Genomic DNA, 25,779 nt, shown 5'->3' with positions numbered 1-25,779 from the left:
AATGCCTCGCTTAACATAAACCCGAAAATTTAAAGCCCATGCCCAACGCAAAAACTTTGACTTTCCAAAGTACCGTTTACAAACGCCATCCCGATTGTAGCATCTTCTTAGAATATTTTCCAGATATACAACCTTTCTGCAGAACATTCCCCTACAAATATCACTTTCCTGTAATATTAAGACAACACTGAAGCAAATTCAGATGTGAACTTTCATCACTTTAGAAACAAAAGCAAAAGACGTACTGCTTGGTCACATATTTGCTAATCTCTAAACAAGAGCATAGAATATTGACCTGTATGTGGTAACATTCTTCAGGCAAGATGCTAGATTTAGTGCACAAGATTTTTGACTCTCGCAATCGAAAGATCAAGAGAAAGCTGAAAGACGGTTTGGAGCAAGTCAATAGTCTTGAGACTAGGATTCGTGACCTCTCAAGTGATGAGCTTAGAAATAAAACTAGTGAATTCAAAGAAAGATTGTTCAAGCAAAGTGCTTCACTAGATGAAATACTACCTGAAGCATATGCGTGCGTCAGAGAAGCTTCACTCAGGACGCTAGGTATGCGGCATTTCGACGTGCAAATCATGGGAGGAATAGTACTGCACTGGGGAATGATAAGTGAAATGCACACAGGTGAAGGTAAAACGCTTGTAGCAACTTTGGCAGCTTATTTGAATGCTCTATCTGAAAAAGGTGTACATGTGGTCACAGTAAACGACTACCTAGCTCGAAGAGATACAGAGTGGATGAAACAGATATACAGACATCTAGGGCTACAAGTTTCTTGTATTACCTCTGATATGCGCGATCCGGAAAGAGCACACGCATACAAAGCAGATATCACTTACGCCACAAACAACGAGCTAGGCTTCGATTATCTTCGGGATAATATGAAGTTTTCCAAAGGAGAAATGGTTCAGCGGGACCTTCATTATGCGATCGTGGATGAGGTTGACTCAATATTGATCGATGAAGCACGTACACCACTCATAATCTCCGGTGTGACAGATAATGCCTCATACCTGTATGCAAGCATGAACAAGCTTGCAGAAAAACTCGACAGTACCTTGTATATAGTTGATGAAAAAACAAGAACCGTTTCTCTTACAGAGGAAGGACAAGAAGCTATAGAAAAGCTGCTAATGGCCGAAAAATTTATAGAGAGTGGTTCATCTCTCTACGAACCACAAAATCTTCAACTTGTACATTGTTTGAATCAATCTTTGAAGGCAATTAATCTCTTCCAAAAGAACAAGGACTACATAGTTCAAGACGGTCAAATAGTTTTAATAGATGAGTTCACAGGCCGTATGATGCACGGGAGACGGTACTCAGAAGGGCTACATCAGGCACTTGAAGCCAAAGAAAATCTCAAGATCCAAAATGAGAATCAAACCCTTGCATCTATCACATTCCAAAACTACTTCAGGATGTATGGCAAGCTTTCGGGCATGACAGGAACAGCTGCAACAGAAAGAGAAGAATTCTCGACAATATATGGACTAGAAGTTGTACAAATACCATCACATCTGCCAGTACGCAGAGTCGATCACGATGATGAAATATACGCTTCAAAAAAGGAGAAATACGAAGCTATCCTAGCACTTGCAAAAGAATGTCATGAGAAACTACAACCCATCCTGATTGGAACAACGAGTATAGAAAATTCCGAAGAACTTTCACGTGAACTAAAAAAGGCAAAGCTAAAGCACTCCGTACTGAATGCGAAACAGCACGCTTTTGAAGCGGAAATTATTGCACAAGCTGGCAAGCCCGGAGCTATAACTATAGCCACAAATATGGCCGGAAGAGGAACAGATATCCAGTTAGGCGGCAACATCAATTTTAACATTTCAGCAAACGATGAAGCCGAAAAAGAGCACGCAAAGAACGAAGAGATAGTTCGAAAAGCTGGAGGACTCTACGTTATCGGTACCGAAAGACATGAAAGCCGTCGTATTGATAATCAACTCAGAGGAAGATCGGGTAGACAAGGTGATCCAGGTGAATCAAAATTTTTTCTCTCACTCGATGATGATCTATTACGTGTATTCGGTACATCAGGGATACGCAACATGCTAAAAAAACAGCTTTCCAATAACGGTGCCATAAAACATTCTTACATAACCCGATCTTTGGAAAAGGCTCAAAAGAAAGTAGAGAGCCGAAATTATGAGATCAGAAAAAACCTTATTAAGTTCGATGATGTGATAAATGAACAGAGGAAGGTCATCTTCAGCCAGCGGAACAACATCATGGAGAGTGGTGATATAGATCTCTTACCAATAGTGACAGAGGTGAATGCCAAAACTCTTGAGAATGCGCGATCTAAGAATTTTTATGATATCTCAACTCTGATCCACAGTATGCAATCGATATACAACGAGGACTTCAAGGAGTTACACAAAACCGAAGATATTGATGGCTTTATAGACTCAAAAACAAAAAGCATCATTGCAGAAAAAGAGCGCGCACATGTGGAATTTCTTTTGGAAATAAAAAAACGCATAATGATAGCGATACTGGATCAACTATGGAAAGAGCATTTGCAATTTCTAGAGAATCTTAGATTAAGTATAAACCTAAAGGCCGTTGCCCAAAAAAACCCACTTATCGAATTTAAACATGAGGCATTCCAGGCTTTCCAAAGGCTCTCAGAGCGGTGGCATGAAAATATCATAGCGTCTTTCGTCCGCGTAAAACTTGTTGAACGGATGCATATGAAAGTCATGTAGTATCTATTTATAGACCCTTTCTTTAGGTTTTCCTAATTTTATTAGGAAATATCCCATATTTGGGCAGGTTATCTTGACTAATCGATGGTTCTATTGGTATAATCCCATGCGTGGTGTTTCCTGCTGGAAGCGATTTGCTTTCCGTGGCTTTTTGTAGAGAAAATAGGATTTATCATATTGGTATTGTTAATAATGCTAATATGATTGTTGTTGTTTATCTACCGGTTAGGAGTTAGCATAATACTTTACGTTTATTCACGGTACAGTGTTTTTATATGCCTAAAATCTCTGAGAATTTTAAGAAACGTGCGGAAACTGACGTGATGATTGGAAAGCAGATTCGTAGGCTTAGGACCCTTAAAGGTTATAGCCAAGCTGCCATAGCCAAGGAAATTGGTGTGACCTTCCAGCAGCTTCAAAAGTACGAATGCGGTGCAAACCGCCTTTGCGTAAGCAGGCTGCTTGACATATGTAAGTTTTGTAAAGTTTCGCCCTCCTATTTTTTTGCTTCGCTAAATAAGGAGCAAGAAGGGGACACATTGCACGATTCAGAAAACAGTATAGAGTTTGAACATGAGAATGAATATAACAAGGAGCTTCTGGTTTTAGTACGTGCATTCAAGTCCATTACGCAAGATTCAGTAAGAAGTAAAGTTCTCTCATTGGTAAAGACTATGTCTCAAGCTTATGGAGAGGAAAAAGATGAGTGATATAAGGTGCGACCGCTGCGAAACACCATATTTCGGCAGAATTTGATTTTTCTGTTTATCTCGTTCTAGCGGTTCGCGACAGGTAAGGTGCCGGGCTGACTATGAAAAAATTAAGACAAGAAGATGTACAAATTGAACCTGGGTCGTTACATAAGGGGCATAGACTCAGGCTTCGGCAGCGGATAATACAAGACACAGCTGGGACTATTTCAGAGTTGGAATTGCTAGAGTACTTGCTCTTTGGCACCCATCCCAGGATTGATATTAAGCCTTTGGCTAAGTCTTTACTGAAAGAGTTCGGAGATTTTAAGAAACTTTTTGCTGCTGATCCTGACGACTTGAGGAGCGTAAACGGTGTAAGTGATGCCGTTGTTGCACTCATCAGAACCGTGCGCGAGAGTATGAAAGCAATTCTAAGAAAGGATCTGACATCCAGAACTACCTTAAAATCGTGGAAATCAGTTGTAGACTACTTGCGTTTAAGTATTGGAAATAAACCTGTCGAGACAATACGTGTCCTTTTTCTTAACAAGAAATACACCCTGATCAGAGAGTATGTTCAGGAACTTGGGGCCGCTGATCACACGCCGCTCTGTATGAGAGAAATCATTAAGAAATGCTTGACCTGTGGCGCAAGCGCGATGGTTATTGCGCATAATCACCCTAGCGGCAACCCCCTACCCTCACAAGAGGACTTACTCATAACCGGAAAGTTGAAGAAGATCTGTCAGAAAGTGGATGTACAGCTTGTAGACCACTTCATCGTAACACCACATGATCATTTCAGCTTTGTGGTTAACGGGCTTCTGTGATGACAGATAGACAGCTTTGATGTACCATTCTATCGACAATCAAGTATGGTGCTCATGGACTCAGTCGTTATTGGTGGGGGAGCATGGGGAACTGCAATCGCAAACCTTCTCGCGTTCAACACCCAACGCGTGACAATTTTTTGCAGGAATACAACGGTTATCGATAGTATAAACAAGAGACATATTAACACTAAATACCTACCTACTTTCCCGCTCAACAAAAACATTTCCGCTACGAGCAGGATGGACGTCTTAAAAAATGCGGAGTTGATCTTCGTAGCCGTTCCATCTCAGAGCATGCGAGAACTCCTCCAAAAAGTCAAAGAAAATATCAAAGAGAGTGTCCAAATCATACTGTGTAATAAGGGAATAGAGAGAGAATCTTTGCTTTTGATGAGTGAAGTCGTTCATGAAGAACTTCCTAAAAATGATATCTTCGTCCTTTCTGGACCAAATTTTGCACATGAAGTACTTAGCAAGAAACCTTCTTTTAGTAACTTAGCTGGGCGTAACAAAACCAGTTATGACAAGATAGCGAATGCGCTCTCGACGGAAACATTTTTTACAAAATATATCACTGATATTAACGGCACACAGATACTCGGGGCTTTCAAGAACGTTATAGCAATAATTTGTGGCCTACTGGTTCGTATGGATGCAGGTTCGAATACTCTGTCAGCGCTTATGAGCTTAGCATTGGAGGAAGCTCGCTCTTTCATAACAATAAAGAATGGAAATCCAGATACTATAATGGAATTTTGTGGGATAGGTGATCTCGTTCTCACATGCTTTTCAAATAAATCACGCAATTTTAGATATGGTTACAGACTTGTCGATGGCTACAGTGAAAACGCGTTAGTTGAAGGAAAATCAACCTTGGAATCATTACACGAATTGGCTCGTATACATAACATAAACTGTGTACTAACAAATACGTTATACACTGTAACTCAATTTAATTCATATGGCACGAGCTCTTTTGAGCAAGATATCAAACGGGAGCTCAACTCAGCTTTTATGAGCTTGTTAGGTTGCGCGAAAAATCCATAAAATTGGATAAGTAATCCATTAAGAATAGGGATCGCTATGATACTACTACAATCCTGAGAAATGGCGCTTCTGACATATCCTCAAGTATGTTAATATAAAGTTATTTATTTTGTTAAATAATTGATAACGACTTTACGAGAGAAATGTTATGGACCTGATTACAGAATTAAAGCCAACAGACCGGATAGCGCTCGAAGATGATCAACTTAGCATAGTGGAGTTTTATCTTCCAACATGTAAAGCATGTAACAATTTCGCATCCACGTACGAAGAACTCGCACAAGAGAATCAGGAAGTGAAATTCTACAAGATGAATGTCACCAGCAGCAAGGGCGAGAGCCCAAGTCAGACGTGGAAAGTAAGGGCAGTCCCGACCGTGGCAGTTTTCGCAGGGAGTGTATCGCCAGACAACGAACTAGCAAGAATACTAGGCAACAAACCTAAAGAGACTATACAAAGGCTACTTGAGGAATACAAGCCTTCGTAAGTAGTAAATATCAGAGCAATATACTCGTCCACCTCCTAAATAAGTTGTGTGGGAAGCACCCGGAAACCACATGCTACGGAGGTGCAACATTCTTTTTTGTCTATCTATTACAAGTATACCCAAGGAATCCCCCTGTTGATGAAGACTCCAGAAAAAACTTGCTTATAGAATTCAACAACATCAATGAGCAAGAGATTGAATAGTATGAAATTGAGTGCATAAAACAAGGCGGAAGCGTATATGGCATTAAAAAAGCCCTCAAGCATGTTACTGAAAGCATTATTGTAATCTCTTTCGATCCAATACGACGGCCAAGGCTTCGTTATATCTATCAACCTGAAAACAAAATATGGAACCAGCGCCGTTATAAAGTAAGTTGAACATCTCAAAAACCAGTCTGCACAGTTCAAGAAATGAGCACATATGAAGGAGTTAAACAGAAAAATCTGAGTCAAAGTCTTGATAATTGCAGGAACAGAAAGTGCAAGCATAAGGCACTGTCCGAAGGCAACGTGTATCGTTATTTCATATCTACTCTCAGAGAACACAGTCTTCTGGAAGAAATATATACCGATCAACCCAAGAAACAACAGCACCAGAGAGAAGATAAGCAAAACCTGAGCCGCAAGCACTGTAGGCACGGAAAACCCAATGGTAAAGTACAGAACCAACAAAGCTAACGGAATCGAAAAAAAAGCCACCCAATGGCTTTGCCATTCAGGAAGATACCCAATCCAGAAAAAAGTAGTTATCATTCTAGACGGTATAACAGCACCAACAATCCTTCTTATACTTGAAAGACTAAACATAAGACCGCGATCTCTACTCTAGGACACTCACAAAGAAACCACTATTTATCTTCTCGCTGTGGACAAAACAACGACACTGACTTTCATTATTACCTATGAAGAACTTGGGTCCTCTCAGGCCCATTAGAAATCATAGTAACTGGAAGATCAAGACATTTTTCAATTGTCTCCACAAAACTTTTTGCTCCATCGGGGAGATCACAAAAAGAAGTAACACCAACAGTTGACGATCTCCACCCTTTCATTACTATGTACTGCGCTTCATACTTGCTATAGCACAGTTTACTAGGACTACAAATTTCAATCAACTTACCTTTTTTACCTTTGTAAGCACAACATAAAAAGATTTCATTAAAAGAGTCTAAAACATCAAGTTTCGTTATAACAATTTCCGTTACCCCCGCAACAGCATTGACATACCTAACTAAGGGAAGGTCACACCAACCACATCTTCTGATCCTTCCACTTACCGTACCAACTTCCTTTCCCAGTTTCTGTAACTCGCTACCAAATGCATTATCCTGTTCAGTCGGAAGAATACCCTCTCCAACGCGGGTAACATAACCCTTCATGACCCCTATCACCCTATTCACACAGCCAAGTGCAGCACCGTTCATAACCTGACCCAAACCCGAAGAACCTGACGTTACAAATGGATACGTACCATGATCTATGTCGAGTAGCATTCCCTGAGCACCTTCGTAAAGCTTACTTTTACCGGACAAAATGCCCTGCAGTTCACATGGAGGAACTGCATAACAAAGAAGCTCGTCCCTCATTGCAAAGAGCGATGCAAACAGGATTTCCTGACAAACTTCCTGCAGCCCAGCCCCTTTCCGTACGATGTTATGATAGTATGAAAGCCCTGCCAAAGTCTTTCTTAATTGCTCTTCAGATCGTAAATCACACAAGCGTATACCTCGCCTAGCAACTTTATCCTGGTAACATGGACCAATACCACATTTAGTGGTCCCTAGTTTCTGTTTTTGCTCGAATAGAACATCCAACTCCCTATGTATAGGAAGAACAAGATGACAGTTATCGGCAATCAACAGCTTACCTGGGTGTATTTGGACGCCTTCTTTCTTTAGCAGATGAATTTCATCTAGTAGACCTTGTGGGTCAAGAACAACTCCATTACCAATGACGGAAACAACATCCTCCCTCAAAATGCCTGATGGTAGGACCCTAAGCTTATAGGTTCTCTCGCCTACAATTACTGTATGCCCAGCATTATTTCCACCGTTAAAACGGACAACACTGTCGAAGTCGCCAGCAAGATGATCTACGATTTTACCTTTACCTTCATCACCCCACTGTAACCCTATAACTGCAGCGTCCATACAGCTCTCCAAAAACACCGAAGACCCCGGATTGTAACATGAGGGAATATAGTAAGAAAAGCTTAGAAGATAGGATAAACAGGAAATTTAAGCAGTCCCACCAACAGTAATTTTATCCACACAAATGGTCGGCTGACCAACACACACAGGCACAGACTGCCCATCTTTACCACAAGTACCTACCCCGTCGTCGAGCTTGAGATCATTTCCAACAGCTGAAATCCTTTTCAATATAGTTGGACCATCCCCGATAAGTGTAACCTCTTTTACTGGTACTGTAACCTCACCATCCTCTATTAAGTATGCTTCAGATGCTGAAAATACAAATTTTCCAGATGTTATATCAACCTGACCCCCCGAGAAATCGACAGCGTAAATACCGCTTTTAATACTCTTTATTATTTCATCCGGAGTTTTATCACCAGGCAACATATACGTATTTGTCATGCGTGGCAGCGGAATGTTCATATAGCTCTCGCGACGCCCATTACCAGTAGACTGTTCACCCATCAACCTAGCGTTCATGAGGTCAAACATGTAACCCTGGAGGATCCCGTCCTTTATCAGAACATTATATGAAGATCGTGTACCTTCATCATCAACATTAATGGAACCCCTAGCTTCATTGATCCTACCGTTATCGACAACACTGACAACATCAGAAGCAACCTTCTTACCAATCAGACCGGAAAAAGCGGAAACCCCTTTACGATTAAAATCAGCTTCTAGCCCATGACCTATAGCTTCGTGTAACAAGACACCTGGCCATCCACTCCCTAAAACCACTGTCATCTCACCAGAGGGGCAAGGCACAGCCCGCAAAGCAACCTCAGCTTTGTGAAATGCACGATCAACAACCACGTACCAGTCTTTCATTAACTCAGAAAGCGCGAATCTCCCCCCTTTGCCTGAAGTGCCCCCTTGAGCTCCACCTTTCTCATTCTTTAACACGACTGAAAACCCTAAGCGCACCATTGGCTGTTCGTCAGTTACGGTTCCTCCGGTATTTTTAATGATTCCAATTCTTCGGACAAACCGCATAAGAGTAACAGAAGCACTAGCTATGTTTACGCTCTTTGATAAAGCATAGTCGTAAACCTGACGCAGAAAAGCAACCTTCCTCTCAAACGAGAAGGAATCATCTTGGATTTCAAATTTATAAAGAGGATCTCCACAAGCGGTCTCATGCGCAGCCTCTGCAGTCATAGCTGAGCCATCTGCCAGACGGTTTTTCCGAATAAAATCACTAGCTTCAAAGATACTAGCGTCGCTCAAGTGTGAGGAGTGCGTATAGAGCACCTTATCACCATAAAACGCACGGAGACCAAATCCAGAAGAATCGGCATAATTACTCTCAGCAAGTACGCCATCCTCGAACTTCAGAATCTCTGAAAGAGAATACTCGACAAACAGCTCTCCTCCATCAGCACCCTGAAGAGCTGATACAACAACGGGAATAAATTTTTCGAGATCTAACATATAAAACGGTGGGCTTGAGAAGACTTGAACTTCCGACCTCACGCTTATCAGGCGTGTACTCTAACCAGCTGAGCTACAAGCCCACATTCCTCAAAACAGCCAGGCGCCGCAAATTGTAGCACAAGCTATATACAGAAACAAACCTCACAGATGAGAATAATACCCAAATAAATGTTACCAAAAAACTAGACAACCAAGGAGTAAAGTAACTCAATCAACCCCGAACCAAAAAACGACGACCTAGCAAAGTGTATCAAAATGTATTTTAAAGTATCAGCTTTACACATAGGAAAGCTGGTAAACCGGCAGCTTACACTTAACAATTTTTTTTATACCCCTCACTAGAGCCAGAGCAGAGTGAATATTTGTACAACATGGTATCTGGTTAATAATAGAACTAGACCTAATACTCATACTGTCTCTCACAGACTCTAGCACATGAGAAGATGTATTTATCACTAAACTAATTTCACTATTCATTATCATATCGACAACGTGCGGAGAACCTTCCTTTACCTTGTTCACAGTTACCGCGTCGATATTATGCTTCTCGAGAAAGGCTGCACTCCCCTTTGTTGCAAGAATTGTAAATTGCAATTCGGATAATATCTTTGCAACCTCAACAGACTTGAGCTTGTCTTCATCTCTAATGGAGAAAAACACCTTCCCTGAAGTCGGAAGTTTCCTCATGCTGGCCATACAAACCTTTGCAAAGGCGGTATCAAAATCATCACCAACACCCATTACTTCCCCTGTTGACTTCATTTCTGGTCCTAGGAGAACGTCAGATTCTGGAAATTTCTCAAACGAAAAAACAGGCTGTTTTACAAAAACATGTTTCACGTAGTCTTCGTAGCCCTTCAGCTGGAAATCTCTTAGCTTCATGCCGAGCATGACTTTGGTCGCAATTCTTGCAACCGGGATTCCAAGGGCTTTAGCAACAAATGGTATAGTCCGACTTGAACGTGGATTTACTTCTAACACGTATACATCCCTTCCATCTATTGCAAACTGGATATTCAAAAATCCTACTACATTGAGAGCAATCGCTACCTTTTTAGTGCAACTCTTAATTCTCTCAAGTATTTCTTCGGACAACTTTTGAGGAGGAAAAACAAAGGCAGAATCACCAGAGTGCACACCTGCTTCCTCTATGTGCTCCATTATACCGGCAATGTACACATCTTCGCCATCAGAAATTGCGTCAACATCGAGCTCCAGAGCATTTACCAGAAACTTATCTAACAATAACGAAGAACCGCTGAAGAGCTGCGTATGCCTTTCCAAATAATCTTCAAGCATCGCGTCGTCATAGATAATCTGCATTGACTCACCACCAAGTACATAGGAAGGCCGGACTATTAATGGAAAACCAATTTTTTTAACATTTTTAGCTATTTCTTCTCGTGCTAAAACGATCGCATTTTCTGGCTGAAGCATTTCTAATTCTGCCACTAGGCTATTGAAACTTTTTCTATCCTCGGCAGTATTGATCGATGCAAAACCTGTACCAATTATCCTGACGTTATTTTCATGCATCGCTCTTGCAAGCTTGAGAGGTGTCTGTCCACCACACTGCAGGACCACACCAAGTAGCTCTCCTCTCTCAGACTCCTTCTCTACAATGTCTAGAACTGACTCAACATTCATAGGACTGAAGTAGAGTTTATCCGAGATATCGTAATCAGTTGAAACCGTTTCTGGGTTGCAATTTACCATGATTGCTTCATAGCCGAGTTCCTTTATCGCAGAAATCGCATGCACACACGTATAATCGAACTCTATTCCCTGTCCAATTCTGTTTGGTCCACTACCTAGGACAATTACTTTCTTCCTATCAGAGGGATAGGCTTCGCATTCTGGCTGAGTAACAGTATCACCTTCATAAGTGGAATAGAGATATTTTATATCGCTTTCAAATTCTGCAGCACACGTGTCTACCCGTTTAAATACAGGCCTTATAGCCATCTTCTTACGGGTACTCCTTACAAAGGCTTCATCGCAACCTTTCAGAGATGCTATCCTAGAATCTGAGAAACCCTTTTTCTTCCAAATCAGAAGCCTATTCGGGGAAAAGTTACCACTTTTAATTTCATTTTCTAAATTTACCAACTCATCAATTTGCAAAAGAAACCACTCATTGTATTTGCTCAAATACACAATCTCCTTGATCTGAAAACCAGCTCTAATGGCATCTGCAATAACAAGAATTTTATTCGGAATGAGAGAGCGTAGCTTTCTCTCAATAACCTTACGGGAAACATTCAGATCAAGTACAGTATTGAGACCATCAAGACCCTGTTCCAAAGAACTGAAAGCTTTTTGCAACGCTTCCTGAAAGCATCTCCCAATTGCCATTGTGGTCCCTACAGATTTCATGGAACTAGAGAGCCTTTCCTCAGCATGGAAAAACTTCTCAAAATTGAAGCGAGGTATTTTTACAACCACATAGTCCATTGCTGGCTCAAAAGATGCAGGAATTGTTGGAACTGCATCATTATAAATTTCTGGCAGAGTAAGCCCGGCAGCCAGTTGTGCTGCAACCTTTGCGATTGGATACCCAGTTGCTTTCGAGGCAAGAGCCGATGATCTGGAAACCCTTGGATTCATTTCGATTACACGCAGTTCACCATTTTCCGGATTCAAAGCAAACTGCACGTTTGCACCACCGGTGGTAACACCTATGCAATCCAAAACCTTAAAGGCTGCATCCCTCATCTCCTGATATTCTTCGTCTCTGAGTGTAAGAATAGGCGAGACTGTTACACTATCACCAGTATGAACACCCATTGGGTCGGTGTTTTCTATGGAACAAACAATAATTGAATTCCCAACAGAATCACGAACAACCTCGAGCTCAAACTCTTGCCACCCTAAGACTGACTCATCGACTTGTACCTCACTGACTGGTGAAAATTTAAGCCCATTATTGATAATCGTGAAAAAGTCAAACTTTGTAGTTGCAACACCTCCACCCAGTCCACCAAGGGTAAAAGATGGCCTTATTATTGCTGGGACACCGATAAATTCAAAAGCCTTTTCTATTTCATTTACATGGGTAACCATAGTGTTTTTCGGGACCTGTAAGCCAATCTCGCCCATGAGTCGATTGAAAACGCTTCTTTTCTCTGCATTTTCAATTACACGTTTTGAGGCCCCTATTAGTTCAACACCGTACCTGGAAAGTATCCCTCTATCGAATAACTCAATTGCTATATTTAGCGCTGTCTGACCTCCAACAGTCGGCAATAGTTTATCAGGTCTTTCTATGGCAATTATTCTCTCTATTATCCCAATGTTGATTGGCTCTATATAGACAACGTCGGCTGTATCAGGATCCGTCATTATAGTCGCTGGATTGGGATTTATTAGGACCACTTTGTACCCGCATTTCCTCAGGATTCTACATGCCTGCGTACCAGAGTAATCGAATTCACACGCCTGCCCTATTACTATTGGACCAGCTCCTATCACAAGTATAGTAGACTTTTTTTCCTGCATCCTTTGTTTAAAGTTCTCCTCGATTGTACCTTAATAACAGGAAAGTTTGTATAACAGTCTCATGAAAGCAACCAAATAGGAAAACATGAGTAAGATAGAAATAAAAGCATTCTTACGCAAATCTATGTACAAAAGCCGACACTTTTGCTGTTTTCAGAGTAGATCCTAATCAAATTTAAAGTCATCACTCATACAGCAACTTTTCATAATGTCTACTTGTTTCTATAAGTTTCATAATGTCTACTTGTTTCTATAAGTGCTGCGAATTTACCATATGGGGATTCTCCTCTCCATAAATAACTCGAGAAAGCAACGATATCGGCACCATTTCTCAGAAGTTGCACAAAGTTCTTCTCATTTATCCCGCCAATACATACACAAGGAACTCTAGGAGCTATATTTTTCCAATTATTTAGTGTTGCTAAACTCGCTTTAGCTGCAGGATTGGGTTTCGTCTGACTTTCGAAGAAACACCCAAAAGACACATAATCAGCGAAGAGATTCTTTTTTGCCCGATCAATATCATTATAACAACTTACACCTACGATTTTTCCGCTTGGTAAGAGATGCCGACACTGCTCTAGAGTATTGTCTGCTACACCTACATGAACACCGTCTGCCTCAAACCTTAATGCCAAATCAATGAAATCATTGACTATAAGGGGGATTTTATACTCATGACAAAGATCACTAAGACGTGGTATCTCCCTTTCTAACAAATTCCTATCCTTGATGCGCAACTGAAATGCATACACATACGTGGAAAAATTTCGAAAGAGTCTTGCTAGATCAGCATATTCAGCAGTGGTAATTTGCCTATTTGGCGAAAGGATATAAAAGGCCTTACTCAATTGCATACGCAAGCAAAATATTTGTCAAATTCTACAGCTCGTGAGTGGACGTATAAAATTATTCAATTTTAAGTTGTTTATATCTTCTTAATACTCACCTTATACGATTAATCTAGTTTGATATACACTTTTTTCATGTCTGAATTCACTGATTTCACTAACTCCGGAGATTACTTAATTGATATAGTCCCTTCAACTGATATAAGTGAAGGTCCATCTGCAGATCCAGCACTTAAAACGGCAGCTCCACAGGATAAGTCACACCCAGATATGCTTTGTGATATAAACACCAAAACCAAAGGAGACATAGATATCAGTTCCCTCTGTCCTCTATTTTGCAAAGGCATCTTGGCGTTTGCAGAATTCATTAAGCATCGCAGCGCGTGACGTTGGCACCCTTACACGTTGTAAAAGTTGAACTTGCTTGTGAGGTCCAAGACCATTTCAGCTGCATTATCTGTGCTGATTTTTTCCTCAAGTAAGTCAGCAATTAGCCCTCCGATGTGCGCGAATTCCAATTCGCGCATTCCACGGGTGGTTTCAGCGGGACTACCGAATCGTAAGCCAGACGTCACAAATGGCTTCTCCTCATCAAATGGAATAGCATTCTTGTTGCAGATTATCCCAGCACTCTCAAGTTTTAAGGCGCTCACATTACCTTTCAGATTAAGCTTCCTCAAGTCAATCATAACGATGTGGGTATCAGTACCGCCAGAGAGGACATCAAAACCTCTCTCTCTTAAAACGTTTGCAAGAGTTTTTGCATTCCTTATGACAGACCTGATGTACTCTTTGAACTCCGTAGTAAGAGCTTCACCAAAAGCAACAGCCCTAGCAGCTATTGCATGCATCTGAGGACCACCCTGCAATCCTGGAAATATAGCAGAATTTATTTTCCTTATGAGTTCTTCACTATTTGTAAGAACGATTGCACCACGCGGACCACGCAAAGTTTTATGTGTTGTAGAGGTCATAACGTCTACATAAGGGAAGGGAGACGGATACTCGCCTGCAGCTATCAAACCAGCGTAGTGTGCCACATCACCTAATAAATAAGCACCAACCTCGTCTGCTATTTCACGAAAGCTCTTAAAATCTATATACTTCGAGTATGCTGACGCGCCCGCAATGATCATTCTTGGGGAATGCTTCTTTGCCAAATCACGGACCTCATCCATGTCTATCTCGAAATTATCTCTTCTGACGTTGTAGTGAACCGCATTAAACCATTTTCCGGAAAGGTTGACACTTGCACCATGAGTAAGATGTCCCCCTGACGCGAGAGAAAAACCAAGAACCGTATCACCAGGGTTTAGGAGCGCTAAAAATACGGCCTGATTTGCCTGGGAACCAGAGTGCGGCTGAACATTAGCATAAGAACACCCAAATAACTTACAGACCCTTTCTATTGCAAGACGCTCGATCTGATCTGCATATTCACATCCGCAATAGTAGCGCTTGCCTGGATAACCCTCCGCATATTTATTTGTAAACACGGACCCCTGCGCCTCCAGGACTGCAGCACTAGCAAAGTTCTCGGAAGCAATCAACTGCAGATGTTTACGCTGTCTACTAACTTCACCATCAATAATCCTAGCAACAGCCGGATCAACCGCAGAAATCCTAGATTTAAAAAACACTATTCCCCCCCCCCTCATCAATTTTTTCTATCCTTTTCTTGTGACGCTCCTCACAACTAAACTTACTACTTACAAATGCCTCAACTATTTCAAGACACCTTGATACAGTCAGATCTCTTCCTGCAAGACATAAGACATTTGCATCATTATGTTCCCTAGCCATCTTTGCTGCTCGCACATCATAACACAGAGCAGCCCGGACCTTTTTATACCTGTTGGCGGTTATACTCATCCCGATACCAGAACCACATATTAAGATGCCAAAATCCACCCTCCCATCCGATACGTCTAAGGAAACAGATTTAGCAAAATCAGGATAATCAGAAACATCTAAGCAATACGCACCCCTATCCACGGGCAAGCATCCCCGTGCCCTAAAGAAGTCTATCAAAACTGCTTTGAGTGCAAACCCCGCATGATCAGCACCTATGGAAACCCTCACGTTCAAGCAAAATCACCTTACAGTAAAAACACCACGATCAGCTTACCTTCCACCTCAAATCGTTTGAATAAAGGCTTCGCAAGTCATGAATATCATAACGCAGTACCGCCAGCCTTTCCAACCCAGCACCAAAAGCAAAACCTCTATACTTATCAGGCGATATACCAACGTTCTGCAAAACATTTGGATGTACCATACCACACCCCATCACTTCTAGCCATTTTCCATCTTGGCGCCTTATATCGATCTCAGCGGAGGGCTCGGTAAAAGGAAAGTAACTCGGTCTCATTCTCATTTTGGCGCATCCAAAGAGATTTTCCAGAAAGAAACCAACACAATATCGCATATGTGACATATTTATATCCACGTCGACACATAGAACTTCCACCTGATGGAACATAGGGGTATGTGTAGCATCCCAATCATTCCGATAGACTTTGCCCAGCGAAAAAATATAAAAGGGCGGCTCGCGCTCCTCCATTGCTCGAATCTGTACAGAAGACGTATGCGTACGTAAAAGCTTACCTACCTCAGAAAGGTAGAAGCTATCCTGCATTTGTCGTGACGGGTGATGTGCAGGCGTATTTAAAGCATCAAATACGTGATACTCATCTTCTACTTCCGGACCGTCTACATGTTCCAATCCGAGTGAGGTGAGAATTTTTCTAGTATCCTCGATAACTCTGACAAGAGGATGCTTCAACCCCACTTTAAAAGGCCTGGCAGGATAGGACACATCTACTGCCTCAGCAGTAAGTTTTTCATTTGACTCCCTTTCACGTATAAACTCCAACCTGCGTGCTAGAGCCAGATTGCACTCCTTCAGTAGACCAGTCCACATGCTGAGTTGTTCCGCTTCCACACCCTGCTGGATGAGGGCAGCCAAAGCACCTCTAACCAGGCCACTCTTGCTAGACAAGTACTCAAACCGAAGCTTGTTAAGCTCCTCAACAGAAAACACAGCGTCAAGACGTAAATAAAAACGCCTTCTGAGTTTCTCATAATTAACAGTCACAGCGCAGCTTTGGCTTTGTTTACTATTTCACCAAAAGCACTTGGCTGGCTTATAGCAAGCTCAGAAAGTACTTTTCTGTTCACATCCACCCCAGCAGCTTTCAAACCTTTCATGAAGACAGAGTAAACCAAGCCAAACGATCTCACAGCTGCATTGATCCTTTGAATCCACAAACTGCGAAAGTCACGCTTTCTAACTTTCCTGTCACGGTACGCATATTGCCAGGATTTCTCTAATCTGCGGAGAGCTATTCTGTAGCAGTTCTTCGACCTCCCATGAAAACCCTTGGCCTGCTTGATCACCTTCTTGTGACGCTGCCTAACCTGTACACCCCTCTTTACACGTGCCATCTCGCTCCTCCAACTAAAAACTGTAAGGCATCACGCTCCTCATCAGACGCATCTTGCTCTTACTGATGAGGGTATATCCCTTCTGAACAAGAAGCATCCTCTTATTTCTCTTACGCATGTTATGACGCTTACCAGACTGCGTCACCATGACCTTTCCGGTGGAAGTCACCTTAAATCGCTTTTTAGCGCTGGAATTAGTTTTTAACTTAGGCATTCTCAAAACCTCAGGGGGAATAGTAACATCTATTCCTTCCCACAGCAACAAACTAGAACTACACGTGATCAAATGAGTTGCATAAGCTGTTTTATATGCGTCAGGTTTGCACGAGCTATCTCTCTCATCGCCTCAGCAGAATCAGCAAGCATCTTTTTGACTGCATCCCTTTCAAGATTCTTCCTCTTTTCCTGTATCGGTAGGAGCTTTGCAAGAAGCAGATCGATAAGCATAGATTTTAGAGCAGAAAAATTACTCACCTCGTTGCAGAGTTGCTCTACTTTTTTACCACTAAGGCAAGCCGCTATGTTGAGCAAATTAGACGCCTCAGGTCTGTCTTGCAATCCTTCAGGAGAGAAACCTAGTATAGAGTCTGTCTTAGCAGATAATATCTTCTTTTCAATCAACTCCTTTGGATCGGATAAATTTATTCTGGAAAAATCCGAGGGATCAGATTTACTCATCTTTTTTGTCGGATTCGTGAGGCTCATTATCCTAGTGGCTTCTTTCTTTTTGAGAATCGTAGGCAACCTGAAGTACTCACCATAACGTTGATTAAAACGCAGCACCACATCTCTTGCCAACTCAACGTGTTGGGTTTGATCATCACCCACTGGTATAACTTCTGCATTGTACAGCAGTATATCAGCCACCATTAGAACCGGATAAGCATATAAAGAGAGCATCGGAGTAACGCCCTCCCTGTTCGACTTGTCCTTAAACTGAGTCATCCTGTTGAGCAGACCCATAGGAGTGATGCAACCAAGCAACCAACAGAGCTCTACATGCTGAGGGATATGGGACTGCACAAATATGCGACAATCATTTGGATCTATGCCACACGCTATGTAAGTGCAAGCCATCTCTATGGAAGCATCAGCCAGACCTAATGTTCCCCCATCAAGGGAGTGTAGATCAGCCATAAAGAAAAACTTCCTTTTATACTGAGACTGTATTTCTACCCATACGTCTACGGCACCAAGCAAATTTCCAAGCTGCACATACCCAGTTGGCTGGATCCCAGACAAAACAGCTTTATCTTCCACCGTAGACCGTACCATTAAACAATTTACCTTTTAAGAGAAGAGTCTTACTCTAAATTTTCCACAACAACCACCACTGCCGGACGCAAAAGGCGCCCCTTAATTGTATAGCCATCCTGCAGAACTTCAAAAACCGTGTTGTTAGGCAAATCTGCAGCTTTGACCGTACTCACTGCCTGATGTAGATCGTGATCAAACCGCGCTCCTTTGGCTTCGATCTTTTCTATGCCATTTTTTTTAAGAGCGGAAAAAATCGCATCAAGGGTAAGTTTTGAACCTTCAAACACGGGTCCTTCAACATTATGTTCAAGCATATGAGCTACCGCCCTCTCAAGACTTTCAACACTCACCAAAATCTCTTTAACAAGGTCCAAAATAGCAAAATCCCGCACTTTCTCTATTTCCTTTTGAGCACTTTTTTTAAGATTTTCCTGTTCAGCAAGTGCATAAGCCAACCTCTTTTTCCACCGTTCCCTTTCCCTATTGAACTCTTCTTCAGAAACAAAACCGACTTTCAGAAGCTTTTCTTGAATATCTGCCTTTAATTCAGCATTCTGCTTACCTTCCGCTTTTTTGTGTTTTTCTGGCTGCTTTTCACTCATATCTCTCACACGAACTTTTGTTGGTTAACCTTATTATCATACACACTCAGTATAGGTTATATTATCGAATCCAGTAAATGAAAACTTCTCATGCACGAACGAGATCTAAAAGAGGCTCTTGTTGAAGGAGATAGGTATTATAAAGAGGGCCTATCCTGGCACTGCACAAAGAACTATTATGTCTTCGTAGAACGCGTCTGGTTGCTTATGTTTCTCGCTCTCCTTTTTTCCACACTCTGTGTTATGGGGCTGAACATATACTCTATCCTACCACTTAAAACAACTGCTAACTTTCTTCGTTACACCGACAGCATAGGCGTAGATAATATAAAAGCCACTAGACTGTACGACGTGTACAAAAAGAATAATGACTTACAGACGGTCGTAGACAAATATTTACTCTCAACGTACATAGAAGTATGGGAAGAAAAGACGGGACAACAAGACAAGTTTATACAACTAAACTCTTCTCACATAATTTATGAGAAATTCCTTAAATCTAAATCTGGGGTTACCAATACGACAAACAAATACATCGAAATAGCTGATATACAAATTCATAAAGATAGCAAGTCTAGTGGAAAAGTAGCGGTAGCAAAGGTAAGATCCTACGAAAATGGCAATAAGAACCGAGAAAAGACGGTAAAGGTTGCTTTCAGGACGACAGATGTTATTTTAGCGCATAGAGACGTCGCACCATTAGAGTTAATAGTAAGCGGTTATGAAGAGATCCAATAATTTTGCCATCTTACTCACACTACAGTTCATGCTCTGTTTACCCGTGTTTGCTGACCAAAAGGCTCACTCGTTGGCTTCTACTCCGCATATAAAAGAGATGGTTTACAATCCAAATGGTATTCATACGTACACTGGGTTTTTCGGCTACCAGTCCAGCATAGTTTTCGAGGATGGAGAGGTGATAAGTACTATTTCTATGGGCGACTCCACTGGTTGGCAGCTTGATACTCAGGGCAATAGACTCTTCCTTAAACCCGTCGAAGACAACGCGACAACAAACGTCACGATTCTTACAAGCAAGCGGGTTTATCATTTTGTCTTCAACGCCAAGGAAGCTCGGGATGTGTACGATCCAGAGCTAGCATACGAAGTACGTTTCCGATATCCTTCGCATGCTGTCAGTATACAAAGCGCTGGTATTACAGGCGTGCAGAACGAAACAGTGGGAAGTACTGAGCTTGACATTGGCAAAAAAGCATATCTGAATTTTGAGTATAAGCTTTCTGGGTATGATGCAATAAAACCACTCAAAGTTTTTGATGATGGACGCTTTACTTATATGCAGTTCCCAAGTGTAAATGCAAACCTGCCGGCTGTTTTCCGAGTTGATTCGCAAGGATATGAGGCTTTGGTGAATTACCATATTTCGGGCAAATATCTGGTAGTGCAAGAGGTTGCACCATTGTTCACATTGCGTCATGGAAATGATCACGTGTGTGTTTTCAACATGAAAGCTGCCATTAAGAAAAGAAAGGGCAGTACTAAGGTTTTTACAAATGGGTAAGAACCGGAACACTTCTGATATGTTGGAATCAGTCGTTGTACATGGCGTAGCAGATTCTATTACTTTATTTGAAGTAAAGCACGCCCTGCATGAACGTGGGTTCGCACTACTACTTCTCCTTTTTTCATTACCGCTTTCAATACCATTGCCTGTTCCACCTGGATACACAACTGTTCTCGCTATCCCTATACTGTTTTTCTCTGTACAGATTGTTCTTGGATGCGATTCTCCGTGGTTACCAAAATTCCTTGGGGAAAAATCGATGAAGCGCAAAAGTCTCGCTTTCTTGATCGAGAAGACGGTCCCAACGCTACGCAAGGTGGAAAAATTCACACGCCCCAGATTCCCTATTTTGAACAACGCTCTTGGTGAAAGAATTTACGGTATCATCTCCCTGATGTGTGCTATTTCGATTGCAATTCCGTTACCATTAACAAATTTCATCCCGGCCGGCGGAATCGCGCTGATGTCTCTCGGGGTACTAAACAGAGATGGGATAATCAGTATACTGGGAATAATAACATCATTCGTAGGCCTTTTCATTTCAGCCTTAGTAATCATCTTAGGACAGAAAATGGTTGTCGAACTCCTTTCTATCCTAGGAGTGAAATTGTGATTCCCTTACGCAACGATATCTATAACTAAAGGCACAGCACGTGCACTCACACTTACATCAACAAGCTCGGACTCAATAAGCTCTTCCTGCGTCTTGGAGATCAAGTATATATCGAGTAGACATAACAATGTCGCAAATAACAAACCAAGACGAATAACACCTTCCTTTAGAGATATTTTCGCAAGGCCAGTACCCTCAAACCCTCTAAGTATTCTATTACCAAGGGATAGGAGCCCTGCACCAAAGGACACCCACAGCGCATTTGGAGCTCTTTGCAGAAACGGTGTTTTTTCCGTTGAAGCACAATCTTTTTTGTCCACGCTCTTATTCTGCTGCTTTGAGTAATATGAGTAGAGATATAGCGATGTGCACAACAATCCAACAAGCGTAAAGATGAGCTCTAGCGTATCGTCCAGCATAAAGAGAAAGCCTACACGTACTTTTGTCAGGCCGAAATCGCGAAACAGATTAACAACAAGCAAAACCTCGAGCACCAAACCACCAAGTAGAGTAAAAAACCGGAGGCAATTAGCTATTCTGTCGTCCCTCGTAGGGCAAGAAGGCTTGCAATCCTCCCTTATCTTACAGACTATCTCGCTTAACCCTCTCCTTTTTGGATCAAGTATTTCTTCATAACAATCAATGCGATTCACTATATCTGCACGCACCCTAGGCAGAAAAAAGCGCCTCAAAAGAAAAGTCGCAAAAAAAACAGCGGTACCTAAAAGAAAGGCAATCTCTACTACTTTATCCAATGTGCTGCTCATTAATAAATTACGACGCAGCAACGCTACAAAAATAGTCAAACTACCAACTGTGAATACGCATAACGCAGCCAATTCTGCAAAGACAAAACCTCTCTGCAACTTTTTGAGCCTTGTATAGTCCCGCACAACGCAGCTAAGTTTTCTCTCCAAAGCACATAACAGGAGAGACATTGCATCCTCAGGTATCTCTTTGCGTCCAATTGTACCTTGCGAAAGGGAAAGAGAACTTCGTACTCTATTTGGCGCCACATAGGTTTTAAGGCACTTCTCCATGTCCTCATCGATTTCAACTAACAAGCGAGAAACCTGACCCTCACCGCTATTCTTAAGTCCAAATGGAGTTTTCATATTTACAATCCAAGATGAAAATTTGCTGTAAAAACACGCACAAAAAATCCTAAAAAGGAAATGTTAGGGCAAGTATAAGATAGGAGGAAAGCACCACCTGGCCCACAAGTAAAAAACGCTAGCACCAAAAACCAGGCCCCTTTTAGGATAATTAATTTTGCAATCCATGTAAACATTTTACCATATAGAACTTACAAAAAGCACAGGGGATCTGTATCAACTTGCACTTCTACTTTTTTCTCCGCGGTAAATTGGGTAAGCAAATCTGTTAACATATTACGAGAGAAAAAATTTTTAGGGACAACAATAAGAATTCTATATCTAAATCGTTTTTTTCTCATCCCTATTGCAGCAGGGCAAGGTCCGAAAACGTTTATCTCCCTTATCGGAATAATAGTTTTTGCTATTTTTCTTGCGTATGCGATGACTTCCCTTTCTATCAGCCCAGAAATAATAATGCTAATAAGCCTACTAAAAGGAGGCATTTCCTCAGCTAATCTCATTTTAAGCTCTTCTTTGTAGAAAGTTTCTCTGTCATTGTTTTTTAAAGCCTCTACTACGACACTATCTGTAGAATAACTCTGTAGCACCACCCTACCGGGATACACCTTTCTCCTACCGACACGTCCAATAGCTTGCTGCAATATCTGAAAACTCTTTTCCGAGTTACGCAAATCACCTGTATGCATGGAAACATCGCTGTCAATGATCGCCAAAAGAGTAAGTCTAGGAAAATCATAACCCTTAGCAATGATCTGCGTACCGATCACTATATCAACATCACCCTTTTCTATTTTTTGGATGTTTTCAGTAATCTTTGTATCACTACTCATGATAAGCACTTCCTTACTTGGAAAGAGTTCACCAATTTCTTCAGCAATTTTCTCCACCCCGGGACCGAATGATATTATTTTATCCGACGAACATTCCTCACACTTTGTTATCATGGGGCGTTTGAAACCACACAAGTGACATAAAAGTGTGTTGTTCTGTTTATGTTCAACTAGCCATGCAATACAGTCGGGACACTTCATTCTATGACCACAACTCGAACATATTATTATCGATGCGTAGCCTCGTTTGTTGAGAAACAAAAGGCTCTGCATACCAGAATCAAAAGTACAGTTCAATTCTTCATATAACTCATGAGAAATATGCTGACTCACTTTTTGAGCTTTACGCATATCAACCACCCTCACATCTGGAAGCTGAGCTCCGCCAAATCTGCGCTCCAATGTAAGGTGGACAAACCCTTTTTTTTGCACATTGTAATAGCTTTCCAAAGATGGTGTTGCTGATGATAGAATCACTGGAATATTGAATAACTTACCCCTCATTATGGCCAGATCCCTGGCATTATATGTAAAATCTCCTTGATCCTGTTTGAAGGATTGATCGTGTTCCTCGTCTACAACAATCATTTGTAAATTAGGTATTGGAAGTAAGATTGCTGACCTTGCTCCAATAATCAGTCTGGCTTTATTTGTCACGACTTTGTGCCAGTTCTTTCTCCTACGTGCAGGAGAGAGATCTGAATGCCATTCTACAATTTCAACCATCCCGAGAAAACTTTTCTTGATTCGCTCAAAAATGTAAGAAGCAAGAGCTATCTCGGAAAAAAGCATTATAACTTGCGCAGCTGCATCCCGCTGTAGAATCTCAAGCGCAGCCGAAAGATACACTAATGTCTTACCCGAACCTGTAACACCATCCAAAAGGTATACAGTAAACCCCTCCATACAGATTTTTTCTCTAGCAGTACTTTGCTCATCTGAAAGCTCGAACTTGAGTTTTTTTAGCTCCTCCGGTAGAGCTTTTATCTCACTAACTGATGCATGAATACGCTCTATTGCACCAATATCGATAAGTTTCTGCACTGTTTTCCTTTGGATCTTTTCCGCATCCAGCGTATCCGAGGTGATATACTGACTTCCCCTAAATAACGCGAGCACACGGCACACTGCTGGGGTTAAACAAGATCTTTCAATATTATTGTTAGTCAAAATATATGCAGCACTATCAGGAATATCCTTAACCAGTGCGGAACGCAGCACCAAACCAAGCTTGGTGAAATTGTAATATGCAATCCAAGAGAGAAATTGCACATACTCAGACGAAAAAGGCCTTACCTGCTCTACAGCCAGGATTTCTTTTATAATGTATTCATGTTCACTCTCTGGTACCACTGATGTTACGAGCCCTGTTATTTTTCTCCCACGGAAATCAACTTTAACAAGACTCCCCACATACACATCAAAATGTCCAGAAGAGTACAGAAACCCACTATCCAATGGGAGCGGCAGCACGACATTCAGGTACATCTCGATACAGAAACTAGTGCAAACAATAGTAACATTCGAGAAATCCGTTTAGATAGCCGCATACATTTACTAAGGTACGAACAAAATTTCTTCCCCAGAAAACTTATACCCAATGTAACCCCATGTACAAATACGAGACATGTAGGTACGTTACGACCCGACGAAATGGAGAAGTAAATACTTTGCCGCATCAACACTGCTTAGTAATTTCTCTGGCAGCTCATTTATTTTTTCTGGCGTAAATTCAAGCAAAAAACTCTCTATATGGGGCTGAAAATAAAAATTACCGTACTGATCTTCCACAATTTCAATAACACCATCTTCAGCAAAACCAACTACCTTGTAACCAAAATCTCGCAGTGTTTTGAGATTAGCCTTATCGAGCGCAACACCTTCTGAATGCAGCTCCGGAACATAAAGGATCAACCAGCCATTTGCTGTAACCTCAAGAGGTACCTGAGAAATAATCGCACCTACTTTACTTGCAGGATTGACCATAACTTTTCTGATCAACCTATCCGGATGTGGGCCTGAGTTGCTCGCTGAATGGGGATCCTTCTGCTTTTTATGAGGTTCCGTAATACCCATTTGCAACAGATTTAATATGCGAATACCATCGGCGTTGAAAAATTGCTGCATACCTCCACAAATTCCAAAGATGGAGACCTTGTTTTCTTTTACAAGTCCAAGCAACGCTTTGTACATATGGCTCTTTGTGGAAGTCGGATGTAAGGGAGACATATGCACATTGTATACATCACCTGGTAAGATCAGGTGTCTTACTCCTTTTGCTTCTAAAGCATTCTCAAGCAGCTTCTCCAACGGAACTTTTTTATTTTTCTTGAGGTAATCGGAATGAATCAAGTTGTAATCTACCATCACAACTTCAAAGTCATGCCCAAGTGCTTCTGGAAGTTTAAAAAATTTTTCTACTCCAAAAGCTTCACGCTCGTAAACATATAAGTCCGTAGAAAAAATCCCAATTCTTGGCACAGCCAGTGCAGGAACCAAGAAAAGCAAAAAACAAATGGACGGAAAAGTGAATTTCTCTATAAACCTAAGACACAAAACACGCATGAAATCAGACATCAAGCACGACTTTACAAAAAACTTACTAAA

The 25,779-nt window shown here is 41.5% G+C and carries 24 protein-coding genes and 1 tRNA gene; 9 read left to right on the top strand and 16 right to left on the bottom strand.

Annotation, left to right across the window (positions count from 1 at the left end; genetic code table 11):
- The first annotated feature begins 323 nt into the window (after positions 1 to 323).
- From secA to NSE_RS00905, 5 genes are all read left to right on the top strand, one after another.
- Positions 324 to 2,738 (top strand): preprotein translocase subunit SecA, encoded by a 2,415-nt coding sequence (secA, locus tag NSE_RS00925; protein ID WP_011451632.1) that lies wholly within the window; start codon positions 324 to 326, stop codon positions 2,736 to 2,738.
- Positions 2,739 to 3,013: 275 nt separating this feature from the next.
- On the top strand, positions 3,014 to 3,448 hold the full coding sequence (locus NSE_RS00920) for a helix-turn-helix domain-containing protein (protein WP_011451630.1): 435 nt from the start codon (positions 3,014 to 3,016) through the stop codon (positions 3,446 to 3,448).
- Positions 3,449 to 3,549: 101 nt separating this feature from the next.
- On the top strand, positions 3,550 to 4,260 hold the full coding sequence (locus NSE_RS00915) for a JAB domain-containing protein (RefSeq protein WP_011451629.1): 711 nt from the start codon (positions 3,550 to 3,552) through the stop codon (positions 4,258 to 4,260).
- Positions 4,261 to 4,305: 45 nt separating this feature from the next.
- Positions 4,306 to 5,310: an NAD(P)H-dependent glycerol-3-phosphate dehydrogenase gene (locus NSE_RS00910; protein ID WP_011451628.1), complete on the top strand. Its 1,005-nt coding sequence runs from the start codon at positions 4,306 to 4,308 to the stop codon at positions 5,308 to 5,310.
- Positions 5,311 to 5,458: 148 nt separating this feature from the next.
- Positions 5,459 to 5,797, top strand: a complete 339-nt coding sequence (locus NSE_RS00905; protein WP_011451627.1) for a thioredoxin family protein — start codon at positions 5,459 to 5,461, stop codon at positions 5,795 to 5,797.
- A gap of 107 nt (positions 5,798 to 5,904) precedes the next feature.
- Here NSE_RS00905 and NSE_RS00900 read toward each other — a convergent pair whose 3' ends face one another.
- From NSE_RS00900 to NSE_RS00875, 6 genes are all read right to left on the bottom strand, one after another.
- Positions 5,905 to 6,606 carry a phosphatidylglycerophosphatase A gene (locus tag NSE_RS00900; RefSeq protein WP_041917481.1) on the bottom strand — a complete coding sequence of 234 codons (702 nt, stop codon included), beginning with the start codon at positions 6,604 to 6,606 and terminating at the stop codon, positions 5,905 to 5,907.
- Positions 6,607 to 6,695: 89 nt separating this feature from the next.
- Complete coding sequence (locus NSE_RS00895; RefSeq protein WP_011451625.1) at positions 6,696 to 7,949, bottom strand: adenylosuccinate synthase; 1,254 nt, start codon at positions 7,947 to 7,949, stop codon at positions 6,696 to 6,698.
- Positions 7,950 to 8,036: 87 nt separating this feature from the next.
- Positions 8,037 to 9,428, bottom strand: coding sequence for a TldD/PmbA family protein (locus tag NSE_RS00890; RefSeq protein WP_041917480.1), 1,392 nt, complete (start codon positions 9,426 to 9,428; stop codon positions 8,037 to 8,039).
- A gap of 9 nt (positions 9,429 to 9,437) precedes the next feature.
- Positions 9,438 to 9,511, bottom strand: a tRNA-Ile gene (locus tag NSE_RS00885).
- 196 nt (positions 9,512 to 9,707) lie between these two features.
- Positions 9,708 to 12,929: a carbamoyl-phosphate synthase large subunit gene (gene carB / locus NSE_RS00880; RefSeq protein ID WP_011451623.1), complete on the bottom strand. Its 3,222-nt coding sequence runs from the start codon at positions 12,927 to 12,929 to the stop codon at positions 9,708 to 9,710.
- Between the two features lie 212 nt (positions 12,930 to 13,141).
- Positions 13,142 to 13,786, bottom strand: coding sequence for a thiamine phosphate synthase (locus tag NSE_RS00875; protein WP_011451621.1), 645 nt, complete (start codon positions 13,784 to 13,786; stop codon positions 13,142 to 13,144).
- A 129-nt stretch (positions 13,787 to 13,915) separates the two neighbouring features.
- Here NSE_RS00875 and NSE_RS00870 point away from each other — a divergent pair, with 129 nt between their 5' ends.
- Positions 13,916 to 14,167 (top strand): hypothetical protein, encoded by a 252-nt coding sequence (locus NSE_RS00870; RefSeq protein ID WP_041917479.1) that lies wholly within the window; start codon positions 13,916 to 13,918, stop codon positions 14,165 to 14,167.
- Positions 14,168 to 14,178: 11 nt separating this feature from the next.
- Here NSE_RS00870 and glyA read toward each other — a convergent pair whose 3' ends face one another.
- From glyA to NSE_RS00835, 7 genes are all read right to left on the bottom strand, one after another.
- Complete coding sequence (glyA, locus tag NSE_RS00865) at positions 14,179 to 15,438, bottom strand: serine hydroxymethyltransferase (RefSeq protein WP_011451619.1); 1,260 nt, start codon at positions 15,436 to 15,438, stop codon at positions 14,179 to 14,181.
- The gene (gene rpiB, locus NSE_RS00860) at positions 15,410 to 15,862 is read right to left on the bottom strand and encodes a ribose 5-phosphate isomerase B (RefSeq protein WP_041917478.1); all 453 of its coding nucleotides are present in this window, start codon (positions 15,860 to 15,862) and stop codon (positions 15,410 to 15,412) included. Before rpiB ends, glyA begins: the two co-directional genes overlap by 29 nt.
- Before the next feature lie 37 nt (positions 15,863 to 15,899).
- Complete coding sequence (pheS, locus tag NSE_RS00855) at positions 15,900 to 16,877, bottom strand: phenylalanine--tRNA ligase subunit alpha (protein ID WP_011451617.1); 978 nt, start codon at positions 16,875 to 16,877, stop codon at positions 15,900 to 15,902.
- Positions 16,874 to 17,227: a 50S ribosomal protein L20 gene (gene rplT / locus NSE_RS00850; RefSeq protein WP_011451616.1), complete on the bottom strand. Its 354-nt coding sequence runs from the start codon at positions 17,225 to 17,227 to the stop codon at positions 16,874 to 16,876. Before rplT ends, pheS begins: the two co-directional genes overlap by 4 nt.
- A 13-nt stretch (positions 17,228 to 17,240) precedes the next feature.
- The gene (locus tag NSE_RS00845) at positions 17,241 to 17,441 is read right to left on the bottom strand and encodes a large ribosomal subunit protein bL35 (protein WP_041351575.1); all 201 of its coding nucleotides are present in this window, start codon (positions 17,439 to 17,441) and stop codon (positions 17,241 to 17,243) included.
- A 68-nt stretch (positions 17,442 to 17,509) separates the two neighbouring features.
- The gene (trpS, locus tag NSE_RS00840; RefSeq protein ID WP_227028968.1) at positions 17,510 to 18,487 is read right to left on the bottom strand and encodes a tryptophan--tRNA ligase; all 978 of its coding nucleotides are present in this window, start codon (positions 18,485 to 18,487) and stop codon (positions 17,510 to 17,512) included.
- Between the two features lie 44 nt (positions 18,488 to 18,531).
- Positions 18,532 to 19,086, bottom strand: coding sequence for a nucleotide exchange factor GrpE (locus NSE_RS00835; RefSeq protein WP_041917477.1), 555 nt, complete (start codon positions 19,084 to 19,086; stop codon positions 18,532 to 18,534).
- A gap of 90 nt (positions 19,087 to 19,176) precedes the next feature.
- On the opposite strand from NSE_RS00835, the gene NSE_RS00830 reads away from it, so the two are divergent.
- Genes NSE_RS00830 through NSE_RS00820 form a run of 3 tightly spaced genes read left to right on the top strand, consistent with a single transcriptional unit; the run spans position 19,177 to position 21,224 of the window.
- On the top strand, positions 19,177 to 19,824 hold the full coding sequence (locus tag NSE_RS00830; protein ID WP_011451612.1) for a conjugal transfer protein TraJ: 648 nt from the start codon (positions 19,177 to 19,179) through the stop codon (positions 19,822 to 19,824).
- The gene (locus NSE_RS00825; protein ID WP_011451611.1) at positions 19,808 to 20,608 is read left to right on the top strand and encodes a TrbG/VirB9 family P-type conjugative transfer protein; all 801 of its coding nucleotides are present in this window, start codon (positions 19,808 to 19,810) and stop codon (positions 20,606 to 20,608) included. The genes NSE_RS00830 and NSE_RS00825 overlap by 17 nt, the downstream gene beginning before the upstream one ends.
- On the top strand, positions 20,601 to 21,224 hold the full coding sequence (locus NSE_RS00820) for an exopolysaccharide biosynthesis protein (protein WP_041917476.1): 624 nt from the start codon (positions 20,601 to 20,603) through the stop codon (positions 21,222 to 21,224). Before NSE_RS00825 ends, NSE_RS00820 begins: the two co-directional genes overlap by 8 nt.
- Before the next feature lie 5 nt (positions 21,225 to 21,229).
- On the opposite strand, the gene NSE_RS00815 is transcribed toward NSE_RS00820, so the two are convergent.
- The 3 genes from NSE_RS00815 to NSE_RS00805 all read right to left on the bottom strand — a co-directional run bounded on the left by NSE_RS00815 (position 21,230) and on the right by NSE_RS00805 (position 25,749).
- Positions 21,230 to 22,339, bottom strand: a complete 1,110-nt coding sequence (locus tag NSE_RS00815) for a hypothetical protein (protein ID WP_041917475.1) — start codon at positions 22,337 to 22,339, stop codon at positions 21,230 to 21,232.
- 191 nt (positions 22,340 to 22,530) lie between these two features.
- On the bottom strand, positions 22,531 to 24,660 hold the full coding sequence (gene priA / locus NSE_RS00810; protein WP_011451607.1) for a replication restart helicase PriA: 2,130 nt from the start codon (positions 24,658 to 24,660) through the stop codon (positions 22,531 to 22,533).
- A 150-nt stretch (positions 24,661 to 24,810) separates the two neighbouring features.
- Positions 24,811 to 25,749 (bottom strand): hypothetical protein, encoded by a 939-nt coding sequence (locus NSE_RS00805; RefSeq protein WP_041917474.1) that lies wholly within the window; start codon positions 25,747 to 25,749, stop codon positions 24,811 to 24,813.
- Positions 25,750 to 25,779 lie beyond the last annotated feature (30 nt).

Origin of the sequence: Neorickettsia sennetsu str. Miyayama (assembly GCF_000013165.1) — a bacterium.
Classification (GTDB): Bacteria; Pseudomonadota; Alphaproteobacteria; order Rickettsiales; family Anaplasmataceae; genus Neorickettsia; species Neorickettsia sennetsu.
This window is presented reverse-complemented; position numbering and strand designations above follow the sequence as displayed.

What these genes read in the sequence shown, in the direction of transcription:
- NSE_RS00915 (WP_011451629.1), top strand. Translation starts at nt 3,550, where the DNA reads ATGAAAAAATTAAGACAAGAAGATGTACAAATTGAACCTGGGTCGTTA.
- NSE_RS00835 (WP_041917477.1), bottom strand. Translation starts at nt 19,086, where the DNA reads ATGAGTGAAAAGCAGCCAGAAAAACACAAAAAAGCGGAAGGTAAGCAG.
- NSE_RS00895 (WP_011451625.1), bottom strand. Translation starts at nt 7,949, where the DNA reads ATGGACGCTGCAGTTATAGGGTTACAGTGGGGTGATGAAGGTAAAGGT.
- NSE_RS00875 (WP_011451621.1), bottom strand. Translation starts at nt 13,786, where the DNA reads ATGCAATTGAGTAAGGCCTTTTATATCCTTTCGCCAAATAGGCAAATT.
- priA (WP_011451607.1), bottom strand. Translation starts at nt 24,660, where the DNA reads ATGTACCTGAATGTCGTGCTGCCGCTCCCATTGGATAGTGGGTTTCTG.
- NSE_RS00820 (WP_041917476.1), top strand. Translation starts at nt 20,601, where the DNA reads ATGGGTAAGAACCGGAACACTTCTGATATGTTGGAATCAGTCGTTGTA.
- rplT (WP_011451616.1), bottom strand. Translation starts at nt 17,227, where the DNA reads ATGGCACGTGTAAAGAGGGGTGTACAGGTTAGGCAGCGTCACAAGAAG.
- NSE_RS00825 (WP_011451611.1), top strand. Translation starts at nt 19,808, where the DNA reads ATGAAGAGATCCAATAATTTTGCCATCTTACTCACACTACAGTTCATG.
- glyA (WP_011451619.1), bottom strand. Translation starts at nt 15,438, where the DNA reads ATGAGGGGGGGGGGAATAGTGTTTTTTAAATCTAGGATTTCTGCGGTT.
- NSE_RS00905 (WP_011451627.1), top strand. Translation starts at nt 5,459, where the DNA reads ATGGACCTGATTACAGAATTAAAGCCAACAGACCGGATAGCGCTCGAA.
- NSE_RS00870 (WP_041917479.1), top strand. Translation starts at nt 13,916, where the DNA reads ATGTCTGAATTCACTGATTTCACTAACTCCGGAGATTACTTAATTGAT.
- secA (WP_011451632.1), top strand. Translation starts at nt 324, where the DNA reads ATGCTAGATTTAGTGCACAAGATTTTTGACTCTCGCAATCGAAAGATC.
- NSE_RS00900 (WP_041917481.1), bottom strand. Translation starts at nt 6,606, where the DNA reads ATGTTTAGTCTTTCAAGTATAAGAAGGATTGTTGGTGCTGTTATACCG.
- NSE_RS00830 (WP_011451612.1), top strand. Translation starts at nt 19,177, where the DNA reads ATGCACGAACGAGATCTAAAAGAGGCTCTTGTTGAAGGAGATAGGTAT.
- NSE_RS00890 (WP_041917480.1), bottom strand. Translation starts at nt 9,428, where the DNA reads ATGTTAGATCTCGAAAAATTTATTCCCGTTGTTGTATCAGCTCTTCAG.
- NSE_RS00845 (WP_041351575.1), bottom strand. Translation starts at nt 17,441, where the DNA reads ATGCCTAAGTTAAAAACTAATTCCAGCGCTAAAAAGCGATTTAAGGTG.
- carB (WP_011451623.1), bottom strand. Translation starts at nt 12,929, where the DNA reads ATGCAGGAAAAAAAGTCTACTATACTTGTGATAGGAGCTGGTCCAATA.
- NSE_RS00910 (WP_011451628.1), top strand. Translation starts at nt 4,306, where the DNA reads ATGGTGCTCATGGACTCAGTCGTTATTGGTGGGGGAGCATGGGGAACT.
- NSE_RS00815 (WP_041917475.1), bottom strand. Translation starts at nt 22,339, where the DNA reads ATGAAAACTCCATTTGGACTTAAGAATAGCGGTGAGGGTCAGGTTTCT.
- NSE_RS00805 (WP_041917474.1), bottom strand. Translation starts at nt 25,749, where the DNA reads ATGTCTGATTTCATGCGTGTTTTGTGTCTTAGGTTTATAGAGAAATTC.
- NSE_RS00920 (WP_011451630.1), top strand. Translation starts at nt 3,014, where the DNA reads ATGCCTAAAATCTCTGAGAATTTTAAGAAACGTGCGGAAACTGACGTG.